Genomic DNA, 22,020 nt, shown 5'->3' on the forward strand with positions numbered 1-22,020 from the left:
CCCAGGGCGATTATTTAGAAATCACAAACAGTGATAGTGCTTTTAGCCGGTTTATCGCAGTTTTGTCGAGGATAACAATAGGCGCCTACTCACCCAGGAGCTGTACCCATGCACACTCGTCAACTCGGAACAAACGGTCCCCACGTCAGCGCCATTGGCCTCGGCTGCATGGGCATGACCGATTTCTACACCACTGGCGCCGACACCAAAGAAGCCACCGCCACCCTGCACCGCGCGCTGGAACTGGGGGTCAATTTTCTCGATACCGCCGACATCTACGGCCCCCACACCAACGAGCAACTGATCGGCCAGGCCATCGCCGGCAAGCGTGACCAAGTGTTCCTGGCCAGTAAGTTCGGCATCGTGCGCGACCCGGCCAACCCGGCACTGCGCGGCGTGAATGGCCGACCCGAGTACATCCGTAATGCAATCGACGGCACCCTGCGCCGACTTGGCATCGAGACGCTCGACCTTTATTACCAGCACCGTATCGACCCGGAAGTGGCCATCGAAGAAACCGTCGGCGCCATGGCCGAGTTGGTGAAACAAGGCAAAGTGCGCTACCTGGGCCTGAGCGAAGCGTCCGCCGCCACTCTGGAGCGAGCGCATAAAGTGCACCCCATCAGCGCCCTGCAAAGCGAGTTCTCTTTGTGGAGCCGCGACCAGCAGGAAAACGGCTGCCTCGCCGCCTGCCAACGCCTGGGCATCGCCTTTGTGCCTTACAGCCCACTCGGCCGGGGCTTCCTGACCGGCGCCCTGAAAAGCCCGGACGACTTTGCCGCCGATGACTACCGCCGCCTCAGCCCGCGCTTCCAGGGCGAGAACTTTGCAAAGAACCTGTTGCTGGTGAAACAGGTCGAGGCACTGGCCGCCGATAAAGGCGTGACAGCCGGGCAACTCGCGTTGGCGTGGGTGCTGGCCCAGGGCGAATTCATCCTTCCGATCCCCGGGACCAAGCAACGCAAATACCTGGAAGAAAACGTGGCCGCCGTGTCCATCCGCCTCAACCCGGCTGAGTTGGCGGCGCTCGAAACGATCTTCCCCGCCAACGCTACCGCGGGCCTGCGCTACCCCGAAGCGGTCATGGCGATGCTGGATATCTGACCCGTGGGGCGCCGGTCAACGGCGCCCGCACTTTCTTGTACGATCGTACCTAAAGCTCCGTCCTGCCAAGCCGATAGCCCTACGAAGCTCTAACAAAGCCACGTCGGTCATAAACGCTTCGTAAGGACGACCCCATGCCCCCACTGCGCTCCATCCAAGCCCGCTATACCCTGTTTCTGGTGCTGTTCGTCCTGGTGTTATTCGTGTTGACCGTAGTGGGTATCGGCCAGTTGGTCGCGCCCACGCTGCGCCACACCGAAGAACAGGTGGTGCTCAACCGCATCGCTGAGGTGGCCGAACAGATCAAGGGCGAATTGAACAAGGTTCAAGCCCAGCAACGCAGCATCACCCAGACCATTCCCCTGCTCGACAGCGATGCCATCGACAAGGTCCTGCCGGGCCTGGTGGACCAGTATGGCGAGCTGAAAGTCTTCGGTGGCGGGATCTGGCCATTGCCGAACCAGCGCACCCCGGGGCGCAACAAGCACAGCACGTTCTGGCACCGCGATGCCTCGGGCAAGCTGACGGTGAACACCTTCTGGAACAGCGACGCCGCCCCCAACTACTACGACCAGAGCTGGTACAACGGCGGCCTCGCCTCGCCACGCGGCCAGTGTGCCTGGGCTGCTGCCTACAAGGATGACGCCAGCCAGGAGCCGCGCACCAACTGCGCCATGGCGATCCAGCGCGACGGTGCGGCCTACGGTGTGGCCACCATCGACGTGACCCTGGGTTTCTTCAATGAACTGGTGGCCAGCAAGGAAAAAGACATCGGCGGCCAGATGCTCATCGTCGAAGGCGACGGCAAGATCATCAGCAACAGCTCGCGCATCAATGGCCCGGTGGTGTTGAAAAACATCAGCGAACTGGCCGGCAGTTCGGCGTTTGCCGCGCAGGTCAGCAAAGCCCTTGCCCATCGTGACCAGGGGCTGCAACGCAGTGAGTTCGACAACGGCGGCGTGGCCAGCACCTTCTACCTGCGCCCCATCGAAGGCACCCCGTGGTTCCTTGCCACTGCCCTGCCCACCTCGTTGATCACCGCCCAGCGCGACGATGTCCTCGGCACCCTAGCCCTGCTGCAAATTCCGATGGTGTTGCTGCTGGTGCTCCTCGCGGTGTACGCGATTCGTCAACTGGTGCAGCGCATGAAGTCGCTGAAGACCAACATTGACGCGCTGTCGGCCGGTGATGCGGACCTGACACGGCGTATCACCATCCGTGCGGAAGACGAGTTGGGCGCCATCGGCCATTCAGTCAACCGCTTTATCGTCTACCTGCAAAACATGATCGGCGAAGTGACCCAGGCCACCGGCGCCATGTCGTCGGGCCTGGAGCAGCTGCAACAGGCCTCGGCGCAGACCAACCGGATCCTGGTGCGTCATGCCTCGGAAACCGACCAGACCGTCACCGCCATCACCGAAATGAGCTCCACCGCCGAGACCGTGGCGCAAAATGCCGCCGAAACCGCCGCCTTCACCCAGCGCGCCAACGAGCACGCCGACCGTTCCCGCGTGGTGGTGGGTGAAGCCTCCACCAGCGTCAGCGCGTTGATCGGCGAAGTCTCCAGCGCCACCCACACCGTGGAAAACATGCGCCAGGACGCTGCACGCATCACCGAAACCCTCGGCGTGATCGGCGCGATTGCCGGCCAGACCAACCTGTTGGCGCTCAACGCCGCCATCGAAGCGGCACGTGCCGGCGAGCAAGGCCGTGGGTTTGCGGTGGTAGCCGACGAAGTACGCGCCCTGGCGGCACGCACCCAAGCCAGCACCTCGCAGATCAACGAAATGCTGGCGCGCTTGACCACCGGCGTAAGTTCGTCGGTGGCCGCCATGGAAAACACCCAGGCCAGTTGCCAGTCGGCGGCGGATGCAACGGCGCGGGTGAACACCGGCCTGGATGAGATGGCCGGCTCGGTCAGCCACATCAACAACCTCAGCACCCAGATCGCCACGGCGGCCGAGCAACAGAGCGCGGTGACCGAGGAGATCAACCGCAGCATGGTGCAGATCCGACAAATGGTCGAAGAGCTGGTGCACAGCGGCCATGCCACCGAAACCAACACCCAGAGCCTGCTGGACGCCAATGGCCGGGTGATTGCCCTGATGAGCCGCTTCAAAGTCCGTTGATCAATTGCCTGGATGCTCCCGTGCAAAGCGCGGGAGTAGGACTATTCTGACATTTCCTAGTCGTCACACAGGAGGTGTGCCATGCGCGCTGCCGAGCAATCGGTCCGCTTGGAGCGGATCAGTCAGGAACGCTTTATCCAGGCCCCCATCGATGCCGTTTATGACTATGTGACCCAGCCCGACCGCTGGCACGAGTGGCACCCCACGTCCCTGAGTGCCGACACCGGCACCACCGGCTCGCTCCCTGCGGGCACGCGGTTTACCGAAATCATCGACCTGCTGGGCGTACGCGTCCCCATGAGCTACCGCGTGCAGATCGCTCGGCGCCCCGGCGAGTTCAAGACCGTGTTCACCTCCCTGGCCGTGGACGGTTCCATCCATTATTTCCTGCAGCCCCATCGCGGTGGCACGCTGTTCAAGCGTGTGCTGACCTACGAGACCGAGCTGCAACTGGCCACCCTGCATGAGCGCATGATCGAGTTGTCGGGCATTGCCCTCGACCAGCTCAAGCACCGCCTGGAAAACGGCGCCTCCGTATAATTTAGAAACATTACTCCGCCTTTCGCTGACCTGTGGGAGCTGGCTTGCCTGCGATGACGTCGTCATGATCCCCGCCATCCCAACGGCCACCTCCTGCACGCGAGATCCTATGAAAACCCCATTGCGCCTGGTCCTGCTCTCAGCCCTGTTCACCACCACCCTGGCCCAAGCCGCCGACCTCATTCCCATCGACGTCCACCGCGACACCAACTGCGGCTGCTGCAAAAAATGGATCAGCCACCTGGAAAGCAACGGCTTCAAGGTCAATGACCACGTCGAAGCCGACATGAGCGCCGTCAAACAACGCCTGGGCGTGGCCCCGCGCCTGGGCTCGTGCCATACCGCCGTGATCGACGGCAAGTTCGTCGAAGGCCACGTGCCTGCCGAACAGGTCCTGGCCCTGCGCACACGCAATGACCTGCTGGGCATCGCCGCCCCAGGCATGCCCATGGGTTCGCCCGGCATGGAAGTCCCAGGCCGCAGCGAGGCCTTCCAAGTCATCGGCCTGACCCGTGAAGGCAACGACGTGGTGGTGGCTGACTACCCGGCGCAATGATCGCGGGTTACCTGGGGTTATTCTTTGCGGCGTTTGGCGCCGCGACATTATTGCCCCTGCAATCGGAAGCCGTGCTCGTGGGCCTGCTGCTCAGCGGCCATTACAGCCTGTGGCTATTGCTGGGGGTTGCGACCCTGGGCAACGTGCTGGGCTCGCTGGTGAACTGGTGGCTCGGGCGTTGGGTGGAGCACTTCAAGGGCCGACGCTGGTTTCCGGTGAGCGACAAGCAATTGGGCAAGGCCCGCCACCATTACGAGCGCTGGGGGCATTGGACCTTGCTGCTCAGCTGGGTACCGATCATCGGGGACCCACTGACCCTGGTGGCCGGGGTGATGCGTGAGCCACTGTGGCGTTTCTTGCTGCTGGTTACCCTCGCCAAAGGCGTACGTTACGGCGTGCTCGCTGCCTTGACCCTGCAGTGGGTGTTAATCCCCACTTAATCGCCTCCCAACAGCATCCGAGCACCTTCTCTAGGAGCCCAGCCGATGCCTCTGATCCGCGCTTTCTGCATTGCCGGCCTGCTGACCGCCAGTGCCGCCCCCGCCTTCGCCGCCACCTACGGCCCCGAGCTGCAAGGCTTCCAATACCCGTATCCGGTTGAGCACTTCCAGTTCCAATCCCAGGGCAAATCCCTGCAGATGGGGTATATGGACGTCCCCGCCAAGGGCAAAGCCAACGGCCGCAGTGTGGTGCTGATGCACGGCAAGAACTTCTGCGGCGCCACCTGGCAAGACTCGATCAAAGCCTTGAGCGATGCCGGTTACCGCGTGATCGCGCCGGACCAGATCGGCTTCTGCACCTCCAGCAAGCCCGAGCATTATCAATACAGCTTCCAGCAACTGGCCACCAACACCCACCAACTGCTGGAAAAACTCGGCATTCACACAGCCACCCTCGTCGGCCACTCCACCGGCGGCATGCTCGCCACCCGCTACGCCTTGCTCTACCCGGCCCAGACCGAACAATTGGCGCTGGTCAACCCCATCGGCCTGGAAGACTGGAAGGCTCTCGGCGTGCCCTATCGCAGTGTCGATCAGTGGTACGGGCGCGAGCTGAAGCTGAGCGCCGAGGGCATTCGACAATACGAACTCAACACCTACTACGTGGGCCGCTGGAAGCCCGAGTACGACCGCTGGGTCGACATGCTCGCCGGCCTGAATAAAGGCCCGGGGCATACGCTGGTCGCATGGAACTCGGCCTTGATTTACGACATGATCTTCACCCAGCCGGTGTACTACGAGTTCAAGGACTTGCAGATGCCCACCCTGTTGCTGATCGGCACGTCCGACACCACCGCCATCGGCAGTGATATCGCACCGCCAGCGGTCAAGGCCAAGCTCGGTCACTACGACGTGCTGGGCAAGCAGGCTGCACAGCTGATCCCCCACGCCACCCTGGTGGAGTTCCCGGGCCTGGGGCATGCGCCGCAGATGGAAGAACCGGCCCAGTTTCATAAAGCGCTGTTGCAGGGTTTGAACGCCCTTTAATCCAACCTTTTTCGAGGCACTCGTGAATGTCGGTACAGATCGCAGTCATTGATGATTGGCAGAATGTGGCCAGTGGCGTGGTGGATTGGTCGGTGCTTGATACCGTCGGCCAGGTGCATTTCCTGCACGACTACCCCGCCGATACCGCCACGATGATCGACCGTTTGCAGGGGTTCGAGGTGATTTGCGTGATGCGCGAGCGCTCCACCTTCGACAAGGCCCTGTTGCAGGGCCTGCCCCAGTTGAAACTGCTGGTGACCGGTGGCATGCGCAACGCGGCCATCGACATCGCCGCCGCCAAGGCCCTGGGGATCCAGGTGTGTGGCACCGACAGCTATAAGCAGGCCGCACCGGAATTGACCTGGGCGCTGATCATGGCGTCCACCCGCAACCTGCTGGCCGAAGCCAACTCCCTGCGCGCCGGCCACTGGCAGGTTGGCCTGGGCGGCGACCTGTACGGCAAAACCCTGGGCATCCTGGGGTTGGGCAGCATCGGCCAGAAGGTCGCACAGTTTGCCAAAGTGTTTGGCATGAACGTGATCGCCTGGAGCGAAAACCTCACGCCCGAGCGCGCCGCCGAATCGGGCGTGACCTGGGTCAGCAAGAGAGAACTGTTCGAACAGGCCGACATTCTCACCGTGCACCTGGTGCTCAGCGACCGCAGCCGTGGGCTGGTAGATGCCCAGGCGTTGGGCTGGATGAAACCCACCGCGCGCCTGGTGAACACCGCTCGCGGCCCCATTGTGGATGAGCAGGCGCTGGTGCAGGCACTGGAAAGTGGCGGGCTGGCCGGGGCTGCACTGGATGTGTACGCCGAAGAGCCACTGCCGGTGGATCACCCGTTCCGCCGCCTGCCCAACGTGCTGGCCACTCCCCACGTCGGCTACGTAAGCGAGCAAAACTACCGCCAGTTCTACCAACAGATGATCGAAGACATCCAGGCCTGGGCCAACGGCGCGCCCATCCGCCCCCTCGGCTGAAAAAGTACCTGTAGTGAGCGGGCTTGCCCCGCGCGGCGGCATACCAGCCACCTCAAGTTTGGCTGACACACCGCCGCGCGGGGCAAGCCCGCTCACTACAAGGATCATGTTTCAAAAGCTGCATATAGTTACAAGTTTTTTGTCCTACAAAATCTTCTCACAAACCCTACACGCTCTAGGATCTGTCCTAGACTGATGACCGATGGGTCCGTTCGAAAACAAAAACCCCGCAAAAAATCGAAACTTTCCAAACCTGCCGTAGGTCCAGTTTTAAGGTAAGGCGAGCACACGCGCTCTGTCGCAAATGCCCGTCCATCCAATCTTTTTCAGCTGAGCGTGCAACTGGCATACGCCTTGCCAGTTTGTACAGTGCTTGTGCGCCTGACCGCAGGATGCGGTCATCGGAGCTAATGGCAGCGGGCCATTAGCCGACAGACATGTAGGAGAGAACTATGATCAGTGCCGCTGTAGATATTCAGGGAGAGCGTGTCAGTCAGCCGGTAGGGGGGCCTTCGCTGGCCGACCTGCCCACCACTGTGCGGCCGATCGTGAGCCAGAACCCTAATCGCAAGAAAGTCCTGTTTGTAACCTCCGAGTTTGCCGACCTGGTGAAGACCGGTGGCCTGGGTGACGTGTCCGCCGCCCTGCCCCGCGCCATGGCCCACCTGCACGATGTGCGGGTGCTGATCCCGGGTTACCCGCAGGTGATGGAAAGCGACAACCCGATCCACATCGTCGGCGAACTGGGCGGCCATGCCGCGCTGCCGCCGTGCAAGATCGGGCGCATGGACCTCAAGGACGGCCTGGTCATCTACGTGCTGATCTGCCCCGAACTCTATGAGCGCGAAGGCACCCCCTACGGCGCCAACAACGGTCGCGACTGGCCGGACAACCACATCCGCTTCGCCCGCCTGGGCCTGGCCGCCGCTGACATGGCCGCCAACCTGGCACAGATTCATTGGTGCCCCGACCTGGTGCACGCCCACGACTGGCCAGCAGGCCTCGCCCCGGCGTACATGCACTGGCGTGGGTCACGCACCCCGACCCTGTTCACCATTCATAACCTGGCCTACCAAGGCGTGGTCAGCCTGGCCTCGACGCCGGAGCTGGGCATTCCACCCCATGCCCTGCAACAAGAAGGCATGGAGTTCTACGGCAAGATGTCGTTCCTCAAGGCTGGCATGGCGTACTCCAGCCACATCACCACAGTGAGCGCCACCTACGCCCAGGAAATCACCACCCCTGAATTCGGTTGCGGCCTCGATGGTTTCCTCGCCAGCAAGACTCAACAAGGCTTGCTCAGTGGTATCCCCAACGGCATCGACGAAAGCTGGGAAACCTCCACCGACACGCACCTGACCCACAACTTCAATATCGGTGACTGGGAAGGCAAGGCCGTCAACGCCGCCCACGTGCGCGAGTTGTTCGAGCTGGACGACTCCACCGGCCCACTGTTCGCCGTGGTCTCGCGCCTGGTGTACCAGAAAGGCCTGGACCTCACCGAAGCCGTTGCCAGCTTTATCGTCGAACATGGCGGCCAGATCGCGATTATCGGCCGTGGCGAACCGGAAGAAGAACAAGCCATGCGTGAACTGGCCCTGCGTTTTCCTGGCCAGGTGGGCGTGCGCATCGGCTTCAACGAAACCGACGCCCGCCGCATGTTCGCCGGCAGCGACTTCCTGCTGATGCCTTCGCGCTATGAGCCCTGCGGCCTGAGCCAGATGTATGCACAGCGCTTCGGCTCACTGCCGGTAGCCCGCAATACCGGTGGGCTGGCCGACACCATCGAGAATGGCGTCACCGGGTTCCTGTTCAATGAATCCACGGTAGAGAGCTACGAAGAAGCGCTGAGCCGTGCCTTCAATGTATTTGCCAATACCGGGCTGCTCAACGCCATGCGCTGCCGCGCCATGACCCAACCCTTCAACTGGTGCCAGGCGGTCGAACCCTACGCCGAACTGTACGAACAACTGGTGGCCAAGGCCTTGGGGAAATCGGCTAAATAATCAAGGGAGGGCTTCATAGATGCCGTCACGGACTCTGGAAACCTGGCCCCACGGCGCAATCATGCTGGACGCGCAACACACGCGTTTTGCCTTGTGGGCGCCAGACGCATTTTACGTCAGCGTTGAATTGGAAGACGGCAAGTCCATCGCCATGCTGCCCCAGGCAGAGGGCTGGTTCGAAACGGAAATACGCTGCGCGGCGGGCACGCGCTACCGCTACAACATCGACGGCGAAACCGATGTACCCGATCCGGCGTCCAGGGCCCAGGCCACGGACGTCCATGGTTGGAGCCAAGTCGTCGACCCGCTCGCCTATCCATGGCGACATAGCCAATGGCAAGGCCGCCCGTGGCACGAGGCGGTCATTTACGAACTGCACGTTGGCGCGCTGGGCGGCTATGCCGGCGTGGAAAAACACCTGCCGCGCCTGGCCGAGCTGGGCGTCACCGCCATCGAGTTGATGCCGCTGGCGCAGTTTCCCGGCGAACGCAACTGGGGCTACGACGGGGTACTGCCCTACGCGCCCCACGCCGCCTACGGCACACCCGAACAACTCAAGCACCTGATCGACAGCGCCCACGAACACGGCTTGGCCGTAATCCTCGACGTGGTCTACAACCACTTCGGCCCGGACGGCAATTACCTCGGTCAATATGCCAAGGGCTTCTTTCAGGAAGACGTGCACACCCCCTGGGGCGCGGGCATTGATTTTGACCGCCGCGAAGTGCGCGACTTCTTCCTCGACAACGCGTTGATGTGGCTGCTGGAGTACCGCTTCGACGGCCTGCGCCTGGATGCGGTGCACGCCATCGACAACCCGGGGTTTCTCAAGGAGCTCGCGCAACGGGTGCGCCAGCAAGCCGATATCGGCCGCCATGTGTGGCTGGTGCTGGAAAACGAATTCAACCAGGCGAGCCTGCTGGAACACGAGTTCGATGCCCAGTGGAATGACGACGGCCACAATGCCTTGCACGTGCTGCTGACCGGCGAAACCGACGCCTATTACAGCGACTTTGCCGCGGACACCACCGCCAAGCTCGCACGCTGCCTGGGCGAAGGTTTTATCTACCAGGGTCAAGCGACCCGCCACGGCCATCCACGTGGCGAACCCAGCGGGCACCTGCCGCCCAGCGCCTTCGTGCTGTTTTTGCAGAACCATGACCAGATCGGCAATCGCGCCCTCGGCGAACGGCTGCATCAACTCTGTTCGCCCGAGGCACTCAAAGCCGCCACTGCGCTACTGTTGCTGTCGCCGATGATCCCGATGATGTTCATGGGCGATGAAACCAACGCCACCGAGCCGTTCCTGTTTTTCACCGATCACCATGGCGAACTGGCCGAGGCCGTGCGCGAAGGCCGGCGTAATGAATTCGCCGACTTCGCCGCCTTCCACGACCCCGAACGGCGCGAACGCATTCCCGATCCCAACGCCGCGTCGACCTTTGAGCATTCCGCCCCCAGCTTCACCGACAACGACCACACCGCGCTCTATCGCCACCTGCTGCACCTGCGCCACCAGCACCTCGTGCCGCATTTGCCCGGCAGCGTTGCATTGGGCGCACAGGTGCTGGCCGATGGCGCCGTCACTGCGCGCTGGCGCCTGGGCAACGGCAGCCTGTTGCAGATCGACCTCAATCTAAGCGCAGCGCCCGTGACTCACCCTGCGCCGTCCCACCTGCTATTCGAAACGCGCCCCCATGACCCGGCCCTGCTGGCGCCGTTCAGTGCGCGCGTAGCCCTATTCCCTGTTGGAGAGCACCCTTGAGCGAAGCGAACCTGGAAATCCTCGCCAGCCGCGCGGGCCTGGCCGTCGATTGGATCGACGCAAACGGCCGCCCGCAACACGTGAAGCCCGACGCCCTGCGTGCGGTCCTCAAAGGGCTCGGCCACCCGGCCGATACCGATGCCGAGATCGACGCCAGCCTGCTCGAACTGGAACAGGTGCAACAGAACAAACACCTGCCGCCCTTGATGACCATCGACAGTGGCGAAGGGCTGGACTTGGCGCGCTACTTCGAACCCGACACCCTGTGCCGCGTCAACCTCGAAGACGGCGAAACCCTTGAGCTGCGCCTGGATGGCAACGCCGTTCTACCAGGCGTCATTGCGCTCGGGTACCACCAAGTGCACATCAGCGATCAGGTCTTCACCCTGGCCGTGGCCCCCATCCATTGCTACAGCGTGGCTGAAGCGGTGGACAGCCGCCCCGCCCGGGCCTGGGGCCTGAGCGCTCAGTTGTATGCATTGCGCCGCCTCGGTGACGGCGGCTTCGGCGATACCCTGGCTCTGGAGCATTTGGCGCGCTCGGCCGCCGAGCGCGGTGCCGATGCGCTAGCGATCAGCCCGATGCACGCGATGTTCAGTGCCGACCCGAACCGCTACAGCCCTTACTCACCGTCCAGCCGCCTGTTCCTCAACAGCCTTTACGCGTCACCGGGCTGCATCCTGGGCGAGCGTGAGGTACGCAACGCCATCGAGGCCGCCGGCCTCGCCGATGAGCTGCACACCCTGGAACAGCACACCCTGATCGACTGGCCTGCAGCCGCGAAGGCCAAGCAACGCTTGCTGCGCACGCTGTATGAAGACTTCCGCCACGGCGAGCATCCGCAACATGCCGACTTCCTGAGCTTTCGCCAGGCCGGTGGCGAGGCCCTGGAAAATCACTGCCGCTTCGAGGCCGTGCAAGCCCAGCGCGCGGCCGCCGGTGAAGACCTGGACTGGCGCCACTGGCCAGACGCCTGGCGTAACCCGCAGAGCGCGGCGCTGGCTCAATTCGCCGAAGACCACCGTGATGAAATCGGCTACTTCGCCTTCAGCCAATGGTTGATCGCCCGCAGCCTGGAACGTGCGCAGCAAGCCGCCCGCGGCAGCGGCATGGGCGTGGGCCTGATCGCCGACCTGGCCGTGGGCGCCGACGGCGGTGGCAGCCAGGCCTGGAGCCGCCAGGATGAATTGCTGGCCGACCTGACCGTGGGCGCGCCGCCGGACATTCTCAACCGATCCGGTCAAGGCTGGGGCATCTCCGCGTTTTCCCCGGAGGGCCTCAAGCGCAACGGTTTCCGCGCCTTTATCGAAATGCTGCGGGCCAACTTCGCCCACGCGGGCGGCCTGCGCATCGACCATGTGATGGGCCTGCAGCGCCTTTGGGTGATTCCCATGGGCGCCTCGCCCCGGGAAGGTGCGTACCTGTATTACCCGGTGGATGACCTGCTGCGCCTGCTGGCCCTGGAATCCCACCGCCACCAGGCCATCGTCCTTGGCGAAGACCTGGGCACCGTGCCCGATGGCCTGCGCGAAAAACTCAGCGGCCGCTCGATCCTCGGCATGCGCGTGCTGCTGTTCGAACAGAACCATGATGGCCAGTTCAAGCCGATCCTCGACTGGCCCGACAACGCCCTGGCCACCACCAGCACCCACGACTTGCCCACCCTCAACGGTTGGTGGCACAGCCGCGATATCGAGTGGAACATCCAGCTCGGTTTGATCGACGCGCCCACGGTGGAGCAATGGAGCGAACACCGCCTGCGCGAACGCCAGGCGCTGCGCCAGGCCTTGAGCCAAGACCCGCAGAACTTCGTCGATGAAATCCGCAATGACACCGACCACATGATCGATGCCAGCGTGCGCTACCTGGGCCACACCCGTGCGCCGTTGGTATTGCTGCCGTTGGAAGACGCGCTCGGCATCGAGGAGCAGGCCAACCTCCCTGGCACCCTCGACACCCACCCCAACTGGCGCCGCCGCCTGCCGGGTGAAGCCGCCAGCCTGCTCGACAGCGAAAGCGCCGCGCGCCGCCTGGAATTGCTCGCGGTGGCGCGCAACCAGGCCCACGAGCGTGACCGATGAAAGCCCTGCCGCTGCGCGCCACCCAACGCCTGCAATTTCATAAAGGTTTTACCCTGGACGACGCGGTGCCGCTGGTGCCGTACTTTGCCAAACTCGGCATCAGCCACCTGTACGCCTCACCGTTGCTCAGTGCCCGTGCCGGCTCCATGCACGGCTACGACGTGGTCGATCCCACCACCGTCAACCCGGAGCTGGGCGGCGAACCGGCCTTGCGCCGCCTGGTCGCGGCGCTGCGTGAGCACGAGATGGGGCTGATCCTCGACATCGTGTCCAACCACATGGCCGTGGGCGGCGCCGACAACCCGTGGTGGCTCGACCTGCTGGAATGGGGGCGCCTGAGCCCTTATTGCGAGTTCTTCGATATCCAGTGGCATTCGCCCGACCCGCTGCTCAAGGGGCAGTTGCTGATGCCCTTCCTCGGCAGCGACTACGGCGAAGCCCTGCAAACGGGTACCTTGACCCTGGCCTTCGATGCTGCACACGGTAGCTTCTACGCGGCACACTACGAACATCGCTTCCCCATCTGCCCTCGGGATTACGCGATGATTCTGGGCAGCGACCCTTTACTCAAACCCCTGGCCGAACGCTTCGCCGCCCTTGCCTATCAGGATGACGCTTACCACGAGGCGGCGTGGCTTAAGCAAGCGCTCGCAGAACGCGCTACTGAGGCTGACGTGCTGCACGCCATCGAGCAGCAACTGGCCACGTTCGACTTCGACCGCCTGCACGCCTTGCTCGAACAACAAACCTATCGCCTGGCCAGCTGGCGCACGGCGGCGGACGACATCAACTGGCGGCGCTTCTTCGACGTCAACGAACTGGGCGGCCTGCGGGTCGAGCGCAGCGCGGTGTTCGAAGCCACCCACGGCAAGATCTTCGAACTGATCGGTGAAGGCCTGGTGGACGGCCTGCGCATCGACCATATCGACGGCCTCGCCGACCCACGGGGTTACTGCCGCAAGTTGCGCCGTCGCGTCGACACGCTTTCACCGGAACGGCACCTGCCGATCTTCGTGGAAAAAATCCTCGGTGAAGGCGAAACCCTGCGCACTGATTGGCAGGTGGACGGCACCACCGGCTACGAATTCATGAACCAGTTGTCACTGCTGCAACACGACCCGCAAGGCTTTGAACCGCTGGCCGAGTCATGGACACGCCACAGCGAACGCCCTTCGGCCTTTATCGAAGAAGCGCGGTTGGCCCGTCAGCAAATCCTCAACGGCTCCCTCGGCGGCGACTTTGAAAGTGTGGCGCAGGCCCTGCTGCAAGTGGCCCGTGACGATGTCATGACCCGCGACCTGACCCTGGGCGCGATCCGCCGTGCGTTGCAGGAACTGATCGTGCACTTCCCCGTCTACCGCACGTACATCAGTGCCCGGGGGCGCAGCGCCGATGACGACGCGGTGTTCCAGCACGCCCTGGAAGGCGCGCGCAGCACGCTGAGCGAAGGCGACTGGCCGGTGCTTGACTATCTGGAGCAATCGCTCGGCGGCCAGCCCTGGCGCAACCGACCGGTGGGCCGCGAACGCAAGATCCTCAAGCATGCCTGCGTGCGCTTCCAGCAACTGACCTCGCCCGCTGCCGCCAAGGCGGTGGAAGACACCGCGTTCTATCGCTCGGCGGTGCTGCTGTCGCGCAATGACGTGGGCTTCAGCACCGAGCAGTTCAGCGCGCCGCTGGCCGATTTCCATGCCGTCAACGCAAAACGCCTGCAGACCTTCCCCGACAACCTGCTGGCCACCGCGACCCATGACCACAAACGCGGCGAGGACAGCCGCGCGCGCCTGGCCGTGATCAGCGAATGCGCGCCGTGGTACGTCGAGCAGGTGGAGCAGTGGCGTACCCTGGCAGCGCCGTTGCGCGAATCTGCCGACAGCCCATCGGCGGGTGACGATCTGATCCTCTATCAAGTGCTGCTGGGCAGTTGGCCTCTGGCATCGAACCCAGACCTCAAGGCTTACCATCAGCGCCTGTGGCAGTGGCAACAGAAAGCCCTGCGCGAAGCCAAGTTGCAGAGCAGTTGGAGCGCCCCCAACGAGGCCTACGAAAAAGGCGTCGAAACATTCCTCACGCGCCTGCTGCTGGGTGACGAAGGCCAGGCCCTGCGCGCCGCCATCGCGGCTGCTGCCCAGGCCATCGCCCCGGCCGGTGCACTGAACGGGCTGGCGCAAACCTTGCTTCGTCTCACGGTGCCAGGGGTGCCGGACCTGTACCAGGGCGCTGAGTTCTGGGACTTCAGCCTGGTCGACCCCGACAACCGTCGCCCGGTGGATTTCGACACTCGGCAACGTGCGCTCAACAGCCCACCGGACATCGGCGAACAGTTGTCGAACTGGCAGGACGGGCGTATCAAACAGGCGTTGATCGCCGGGGGACTGGCCGTGCGCAAGGCCCACCCTGAACTGTTTCGCAGCGGGCGTTATTTGCCACTGGAGGTGGTGGGCAAACACGCCGATCACGTCGTCGCGTTTTGCCGTGAGCATCAAGGCAAACACCTGTTGGTGGTGGTGCCGCGCTGGTCCCATCGCTTGCTTGAAAACGGTGTGCGGCCCCACATCAATGCGCAGGTTTGGGGCGATACACGGGTGAAATTACCGTTCGCCACTGCCACACAAAACTGGAAGGGACTTTTTCATACTGGCGCAGTCACACCAGACAAGGAGCTGCTGATCAGCACTGCCCTGGGGGATTTCCCGGTCAATGTCTTTATCAATCCTGATGATCAAGAAAGCTGAACATTTTCTGTGAGGAGCATTGTGATGAGTACTGAAGACAAACGCATACGCGAGTTGGCGCATCAGATCTGGGAGTCCGAGGGCAAACCTCATGGGGAGGACGCACGCCACTGGGAGATGGCGCGCAAACTGGCAGAAGCCGAAGCGCTGACGCCGAGCAAACCCAAACCTGCGGCTAAACCCAAGACTGCCCCCAAGCCGCCGCCTAAAGCCAAGCCTGCGGCTGCCAAACCGGCCGCGCCGAAAAAGCCCAAGGCGCCGCCCAAGCCGGCTCCTACAGGACTTCATCACATTCAAGAATGTTGCCTGGCGCACAGCCAGCACGGCAGCGTTCGGCCTGAAAAAACACACCTTGCAGGAGCAATTCAACCATGAGCAAACCCGATAACAGCCAACCGACGCCGGACCACGAGCCGTCGCGGATTCGTGAAGGTTTGCCCTTCCCCCTCGGCGCCACCTGGGATGGCCTGGGCGTCAACTTCGCCCTGTTCTCGGCCAATGCCACCAAGGTCGAACTGTGCCTGTTCGACGATTCCGGCGAAGTGGAACTGGAGCGCATCGAACTCCCCGAATACACCGACGAGACCTTCCACGGCTACCTGCCCGACGCCCACCCCGGGCTGATTTACGGCTACCGCGTGTACGGTCCCTATGACCCGGCCAACGGCCACCGTTTCAACCACCACAAATTACTGATCGATCCCTATGCCAAGCAATTGGTGGGCGCGCTCAAGTGGTCCGAAGCCCTGTTTGGCTACACCATCGGCCATCCGGACGACGACCTGAGTTTTGACGAACGCGACAGCGCGCCCTTCGTGCCCAAGTGCAAGGTCATCGACCCCGCGCACACCTGGGGCAACGACCAGCCGGTGCGGGTGCCGTGGGACCGTACGATCATCTACGAAACCCATTTGCGCGGCATCAGCATGCGCCACCCTTCGGTGGGCGAATCGGTGCGGGGCACTTGCGCCGGCTTGATGGAAGACGACGTGCTCAAGCACATCCGCCAGCTGGGCGTGTCATCCGTTGAATTGCTGCCGGTGCATGCGTTCGTCAACGACCAGCACCTGCTGCAAAAAGGCATGACCAACTACTGGGGTTACAACAGCATCGCCTTCTTTGCCCCCGACCCGCGTTACCTGGCCAGCGGCAAGATCGCCGAGTTCAAGGAAATGGTCGCGCACCTGCATGAGCAGAAGCTGGAGGTGATTCTCGACGTGGTCTACAACCACACCGCCGAGGGCAACGAGCGCGGCCCTACCCTATCCATGCGCGGCATCGACAACGCCTCGTACTACCGGCTGATGCCTGACGACAAGCGCTTCTATATCAACGATTCCGGCACCGGCAACACCCTGGACTTGAGCCACCCGTGCGTGCTGCAGATGGTCACCGACTCGCTGCGCTACTGGGCCAACGAGATGCACGTCGACGGTTTCCGCTTTGACCTGGCCACCATCCTTGGGCGCTACCGCGACGGCTTTGATGAGCGCCACAGCTTCCTGGTCGCCTGCCGTCAGGACCCGGTGTTGCGCCAGCTCAAGCTCATTGCCGAACCCTGGGACTGCGGCCCCGGTGGCTACCAGGTGGGCAACTTTCCGCCGGGCTGGGTGGAATGGAACGACCGCTTCCGCGACACCGTGCGCGCCTTCTGGAAGGGTGACGACGGCCAGCTGGCTGATTTTGCCGGGCGTATGACCGCCTCCGGCGAGATGTTCAACCACCGGGGGCGCAGGCCTTACAGCTCGGTGAATTTCATCACCGCCCACGATGGTTTTACCTTGCACGACCTGGTGTCGTACAACGACAAGCACAACGAAGCCAACGACGAGAACAACCAGGACGGCAGCAATAACAACCTGTCCTGGAACCACGGCGTCGAAGGCCCGACCGACGACCCCGAGATCAACGCGCTGCGCCTGCGCCAGATGCGCAACTTCTTCGCCACGTTGCTGCTGGCCCAGGGCACGCCGATGATTGTGGCCGGGGATGAGTTCGCGCGCACTCAGCACGGCAACAACAACGCCTATTGCCAGGACAGCGAAATCGGTTGGGTCAACTGGGACCTGGACGACGACGGCAAGGCCCTGCTCAAGTTCGTCAAGCGCCTGATCAAGTTGCGCCTGGCCTACCCGATCCTGCGCCGTGGGCGCTTCCTGGTGGGCGACTACAACGAGGACATCGGCGTCAAGGACGTAACCTGGCTGGCGCCCAGCGGCGATGAAATGACCACTGAGCAATGGCAGGACAGCCACGGCCGCTGCCTGGGCATGTTGATGGATGGCCGCGCCCAGGAAACCGGGATCCGCCGTCCGGGCGCCGATGCCACGTTGCTGCTGGTGGTGAACGCACACCACGACATGGTCAATTTCCGCCTGCCACCGGTGCCCGAAGGTGGGTTCTGGACGTGCATGGTCGATACCAACCAGACGTCGGTGCGTGGCCAGGAACGTTTCGAGTTTGACCACGAGTACGCCGTCACCGGCCGTTCATTGCTACTGTTTGAGCTGCAATACGAGGATGAGGTGTGACATGGCACTGCATGGATTCCTTCAGGGCTACCGGGGCTATGCGGACACGCAAGCCTTGGGCAACACCCTGAGGGCGCTTCAGGAAGAAGGCCTGGACCAACTGCCGCTACCCGGCAGTGGCCAGACATTGGAACGGTTCAGCCGCCTGGCCCAGGTGGCCGGGCACGACCTACGTCTGTGCAAGTTGTTCGAAGGGCACACCGACGCCTTGGCGATCATTGCCGAATTACATGGCTCGCTGCCCCCCGAAGGCAGCCTCTGGGGCATGTGGGCCGCCGAGCCACCGACGGCCAAGGTGCGCGTGCGGCAGGACGGGCATCGTTTGATCGTCGACGGGCGCAAAGCCTGGTGTTCCGGCGCGGCGGTGGTCAGCCATGGGCTGTTGACCGCCTGGGACGACGAGGACCGCCAGCAGTTGGTCGCGGTGGAAATGCGCCAGCCCGGCATTACCGTTACCGACGAGGGCTGGGACGCCGTGGGCATGGCAGCCACTGGCAGTGTCGAAATCCTCTTTGCTGGCGCCCGAGGCATTGCCATCGGCGGCCCGGGCGATTACCTGGCACGTCCGGGGTTCTGGCAGGGTGGCATCGGTATCGCCGCGTGCTGGTACGGCGCGGCCCAACGCCTGGGCGAAGCCTTGCGCATGCAGTGCAGCAAACGTCCCGAACCCCACGCCCTCGCCCACCTGGGCGCCGTCGACAGCGCGTTGAACGGTGCTGCGTGCGTGCTGCGTGCCAGCGCCGAACAGGTTGACCGCGAGCCCAAGGCCGACGCGCGGCAACTGGCGCAACAAACCCGTGCGTGCATCGAGGACACGGTGGAACAAGTGATACACCACGTCGGGCGTGCGGTGGGTGCTGGCCCTTATTGCAAGGACCCGCACTTCGCCCAGTTGATGGCGGACCTGCCGGTGTATGTACGCCAAAGTCATGCCGAACGCGACCTCGCCGCCCTTGGCGAACTGGTCGCCGGTGATTCCACAGGGAGGTGGCAACTGTGAAACCCAATCCGATCGTGGGGCAAGGCACGCCGTTGCATCACTGGCAGGCCTCGACCCAGTTGGCCGAACTGCCGCTGGTCAGCGTCGCGCAGTTGGTGCCCGAGGGCCGACGCGCGGTGATCATCGCCCCGCACCCGGACGATGAAGTGCTCGGCTGCGGTGGATTGTTACAGGGGCTGGCCGCACTGGGTCGGCCCATCCAACTGATTTCCGTGACGGATGGCAGCGCCAGCCACCCCGGCTCCACACGGTGGCCGGTGGAGAGGTTGAGCGTGGTGCGCCCGCAGGAGTCCGCTCAGGCCCTGCACCGCCTGGGCTTGCCGCCGCACAGCTTGAAATGGCTGCGCGCGGGCTTTACCGACAGCAAGGTCGCCGTGCGCGAGGAAGAGCTGGCCGCGTTTATCCAGCGCTACCTCAAGCCCGGCGACGTGGTGTTCAGCACTTGGCGCGAGGACGGACACAGCGACCATGAAGCGGTCGGCCGGGCCAGTGCCAAAGCCACGTCGGCGGTCGGTGCGACCTTGTACGAGTTGCCCGTCTGGACCTGGCATTGGGCTACCCCTGAAGACAGCCAAGTGCCCTGGCACCGTGCGCGCAAAATCCCGCTGACCTGCGAAGCCGTTGCGCGCAAGCGCCATGCAATTCACGCCTTCGCCAGCCAACTCGAGGGCGACCCGCAGATTGGCCTGGCACCGGTACTTGCGCCCTATGTGGTGGAGCGCTTGTTGCAACCTTTTGAAGTGGTGTTTGTATGAGTGTGGCAACGCCCTATTTCGATCAACTGTTCGCCGGCAACGATGATCCCTGGGCGTTTCGCCAGCGTTGGTACGAACGACGCAAGCGCGCCCTGACCCTGGCTGTGCTGACGCGTCCGCGTTACGCCTCGGTGTTCGAGCCCGGCTGCGCCAACGGCGAGTTGAGTGCCGAACTGGCCACCCGTTGCGATCGCCTGTTGTGCTGCGATACCGCCAGCGCCGCCGTCGCCCTGGCCAAGACCCGTTTGCTGGGCTTTCCCCACGCCCATGTGCAGCAAAGCCGGCTACCCGAACAATGGCCGACTGGCCCGTTCGACCTGATCGTGTTGAGCGAGCTGGGTTATTACTTGGACGTCGAAGACTTGAATCGCCTGATCGATCAGGCCCTCGCCTCCTTGACCGACGACGGGCAACTGCTCGCCTGTCATTGGCGCCCGGTGATCGAGGGTTGCCCACAAACCGCCGAACAGGTGCATGCCCTGCTCCAACAAAGACTCGGTATGCACCGTGTCGTACAGCATCACGAACCTGACTTTTTGCTTGACCTGTGGAGCCGTGATGGCACCTCGGTCGCGCGCCACGAGGGCCTGCGATGATCGGCATTCTGATTCCCGTGCATAACGAAGAGGCGCTGTTGGCCGAATGCTTGAAGGCTGCGCGGGTTGCCGCGAGCCATCCCGGATTGTTGGGTGAACCCGTGGAGATTTTGGTGGTGCTCGACAGTTGCAGCGATGCCAGCGCGGCCATTGCCCTGGACTTCCAGGTGCGTCGCCTCGAAGTGCAGGCGCGCAACGTGGGACATGTACGCGGTGTGGGTGCACGGCATTTGTTGAACCTGGGCGCACGCTGGATCTCCTGCACGGATGCCGACAGTCGCGTGGCCCCCGATTGGCTGGTGGCGCAGCTGGCGCTCGGTACCGACGCAGTGTGCGGGACTGTGACCGTGGATGCGTGGAGCGAAGGGTTCGACGAGGCCGCGCAGATCCGTTATCAGCAGGCCTACACCGCGAGTGACGGTCACCGGCATATTCACGGCGCCAACCTGGGTGTGAGCGCCGGCGCCTATGTACAAGCGGGAGGGTTCGAACCCTTGGCGTGTCATGAGGATGTACAACTGGTGCGCGACCTGGAACGCAGCGGTGCATCAATCGCCTGGAGCCACATGCCGCAGGTGATCACCAGTGCGCGCCTGGATTGCCGCGCCAGGGGCGGGTTTGGCGACTACTTGGTCAGCCTGATGCAGGCTACGTAAAAAATCCAAGTTTCCAGATGTAAAAGCGCCCGATCCTTGTCTATGCTCAAACCGCCTTGCTGGCACTCCAGGGTTGGAATGCCAAGCGATCATTGCAGCGGAGTCTGCGGTGAATAAAGAGAGTCGTCCCGTCAACGGGGCACGACCCAGCATCAATCGACAAGGATGTAACACCGATGAAGCCTGCCTCCTCAAGCGAGGGCCGTCGCGGCGCCGCGCAAGTCTGGAACAGCGCCCCGCAGCTGGCGCAAATCCCAGCCATTTCTCCCTCCTCGCTGGTGCCCCCGGGTGCACGGGTGGTGGTCATCGCGCCCCATCCGGGCGACGAAGTGCTGGCGTGTGGAGGGCTGTTGCAATTGCTCAGCACGCTTGAACACCCACTGCTATTAATCTCCATCACTGACGGCAGCGCCAGCCACCCGGGTTCCCAGATATGGCCCGCCAGTCGCCTGAGCGTGGTCCGTCCCCAGGAAAGTGTCGAGGCATTGCGCCGCCTGGGCATGCCACTGCACAGCCTGAAGTGGATACGCGGTGGATTCCGCGACGACGCCCTGGCGGCCCGCGAGCAACCGTTGAGCCAATTCATTGCGCGCTACCTGCAGCCGGGTGACGTGGTGTTCAGCACCTGGCGCAACGATGGCAACGACGACCATGACGCCGTCGGTCGTGCGAGCGCCAAAGCCTGCAGCCTGATGGGCGCCCGCCTGTATGAACTGCCGATCTGGGCCTGGCACTGGCCCGCACGGGAAGGCTCGGTGATTCCCTGGCAACGCGCGCGCAAGGTGCGACTCGATACCTGGAGCGTCGCCCGCAAGCTGCACGCGGCCCATGCCTATGCCAGCCAGTTGGCGGGCGACCCGCAAATCGGCCTGCCGCCGATGCTGGCGCAGGTGCTGCTGGAGCGCATGCGCGAGCCTTATGAGATCGTGTTCGGCTAGGCGCATGCTCGTCTATACCTGTTACTTTTCACAGTAGCGCCGCAAGCAAAGTGCAGCTAGCGTCCAAAAAACCGCTGCACCTCTTGAGGTGCAGTCGAGAATGCCATGCCAACCCTTTGCATTGGCCGGTGTTTTCGAACAGGTAACCCGCACTCCCTGAT

17 protein-coding genes and 1 pseudogene are annotated in these 22,020 nt (G+C 63.2%); all 18 read left to right on the forward strand.

All coding sequences use genetic code 11. The features are described 5' to 3' along the window. Positions 1 to 108 precede the first annotated feature (108 nt). The 18 genes and pseudogenes from AC07SU_RS01050 to AC07SU_RS01135 all read left to right on the forward strand — a co-directional run bounded on the left by AC07SU_RS01050 (position 109) and on the right by AC07SU_RS01135 (position 21,859). Positions 109 to 1,104, forward strand: coding sequence for an aldo/keto reductase (locus tag AC07SU_RS01050; RefSeq protein ID WP_494995906.1), 996 nt, complete (start codon positions 109 to 111; stop codon positions 1,102 to 1,104). A 134-nt stretch (positions 1,105 to 1,238) separates the two neighbouring features. Then, on the forward strand, positions 1,239 to 3,233 hold the full coding sequence (locus AC07SU_RS01055; RefSeq protein ID WP_494995907.1) for a methyl-accepting chemotaxis protein: 1,995 nt from the start codon (positions 1,239 to 1,241) through the stop codon (positions 3,231 to 3,233). Positions 3,234 to 3,314: 81 nt separating this feature from the next. After that, positions 3,315 to 3,773, forward strand: coding sequence for an SRPBCC family protein (locus tag AC07SU_RS01060; protein ID WP_494995908.1), 459 nt, complete (start codon positions 3,315 to 3,317; stop codon positions 3,771 to 3,773). A gap of 109 nt (positions 3,774 to 3,882) precedes the next feature. Beyond that, complete coding sequence (locus tag AC07SU_RS01065; protein ID WP_494995909.1) at positions 3,883 to 4,329, forward strand: DUF411 domain-containing protein; 447 nt, start codon at positions 3,883 to 3,885, stop codon at positions 4,327 to 4,329. Continuing rightward, positions 4,326 to 4,769, forward strand: a complete 444-nt coding sequence (locus tag AC07SU_RS01070; RefSeq protein WP_176995945.1) for a YqaA family protein — start codon at positions 4,326 to 4,328, stop codon at positions 4,767 to 4,769. Before AC07SU_RS01065 ends, AC07SU_RS01070 begins: the two co-directional genes overlap by 4 nt. Before the next feature lie 45 nt (positions 4,770 to 4,814). Continuing rightward, a complete protein-coding gene (locus AC07SU_RS01075) occupies positions 4,815 to 5,816 on the forward strand; it encodes an alpha/beta fold hydrolase (RefSeq protein ID WP_494995910.1) in 1,002 nt (333 codons plus the stop codon). A gap of 26 nt (positions 5,817 to 5,842) precedes the next feature. After that, positions 5,843 to 6,796: a D-2-hydroxyacid dehydrogenase family protein gene (locus AC07SU_RS01080; protein ID WP_494995911.1), complete on the forward strand. Its 954-nt coding sequence runs from the start codon at positions 5,843 to 5,845 to the stop codon at positions 6,794 to 6,796. A 452-nt stretch (positions 6,797 to 7,248) separates the two neighbouring features. After that, a complete protein-coding gene (glgA, locus tag AC07SU_RS01085) occupies positions 7,249 to 8,802 on the forward strand; it encodes a glycogen synthase GlgA (protein ID WP_176995942.1) in 1,554 nt (517 codons plus the stop codon). A 19-nt stretch (positions 8,803 to 8,821) separates the two neighbouring features. Next, on the forward strand, positions 8,822 to 10,567 hold the full coding sequence (gene treZ / locus AC07SU_RS01090) for a malto-oligosyltrehalose trehalohydrolase (protein ID WP_494995912.1): 1,746 nt from the start codon (positions 8,822 to 8,824) through the stop codon (positions 10,565 to 10,567). After that, a complete protein-coding gene (gene malQ / locus AC07SU_RS01095) occupies positions 10,564 to 12,648 on the forward strand; it encodes a 4-alpha-glucanotransferase (RefSeq protein ID WP_494995913.1) in 2,085 nt (694 codons plus the stop codon). The genes treZ and malQ overlap by 4 nt, the downstream gene beginning before the upstream one ends. Then, positions 12,645 to 15,383, forward strand: a complete 2,739-nt coding sequence (locus tag AC07SU_RS01100; RefSeq protein WP_494995914.1) for a malto-oligosyltrehalose synthase — start codon at positions 12,645 to 12,647, stop codon at positions 15,381 to 15,383. Before malQ ends, AC07SU_RS01100 begins: the two co-directional genes overlap by 4 nt. Positions 15,384 to 15,407: 24 nt before the next feature. Then, a pseudogene (locus AC07SU_RS01105) lies at positions 15,408 to 15,659 on the forward strand (DUF2934 domain-containing protein); the annotation flags it as partial. A 95-nt stretch (positions 15,660 to 15,754) separates the two neighbouring features. Beyond that, complete coding sequence (glgX, locus tag AC07SU_RS01110; RefSeq protein WP_494995915.1) at positions 15,755 to 17,914, forward strand: glycogen debranching protein GlgX; 2,160 nt, start codon at positions 15,755 to 15,757, stop codon at positions 17,912 to 17,914. A gap of 1 nt (position 17,915) precedes the next feature. Beyond that, positions 17,916 to 18,914, forward strand: a complete 999-nt coding sequence (locus AC07SU_RS01115) for an acyl-CoA dehydrogenase family protein (protein ID WP_176995936.1) — start codon at positions 17,916 to 17,918, stop codon at positions 18,912 to 18,914. After that, positions 18,911 to 19,669 (forward strand): PIG-L deacetylase family protein, encoded by a 759-nt coding sequence (locus AC07SU_RS01120; protein WP_494995916.1) that lies wholly within the window; start codon positions 18,911 to 18,913, stop codon positions 19,667 to 19,669. Before AC07SU_RS01115 ends, AC07SU_RS01120 begins: the two co-directional genes overlap by 4 nt. Next, positions 19,666 to 20,265: an SAM-dependent methyltransferase gene (locus AC07SU_RS01125; RefSeq protein WP_494995917.1), complete on the forward strand. Its 600-nt coding sequence runs from the start codon at positions 19,666 to 19,668 to the stop codon at positions 20,263 to 20,265. Before AC07SU_RS01120 ends, AC07SU_RS01125 begins: the two co-directional genes overlap by 4 nt. Beyond that, positions 20,262 to 20,921, forward strand: coding sequence for a glycosyltransferase family 2 protein (locus tag AC07SU_RS01130; protein WP_494995918.1), 660 nt, complete (start codon positions 20,262 to 20,264; stop codon positions 20,919 to 20,921). The genes AC07SU_RS01125 and AC07SU_RS01130 overlap by 4 nt, the downstream gene beginning before the upstream one ends. Before the next feature lie 176 nt (positions 20,922 to 21,097). Then, positions 21,098 to 21,859 carry a PIG-L deacetylase family protein gene (locus AC07SU_RS01135; protein ID WP_494995919.1) on the forward strand — a complete coding sequence of 254 codons (762 nt, stop codon included), beginning with the start codon at positions 21,098 to 21,100 and terminating at the stop codon, positions 21,857 to 21,859. Positions 21,860 to 22,020: the final 161 nt, after the last annotated feature.

This window comes from Pseudomonas sp. GW821-FHT05H12 (assembly GCF_059419385.1).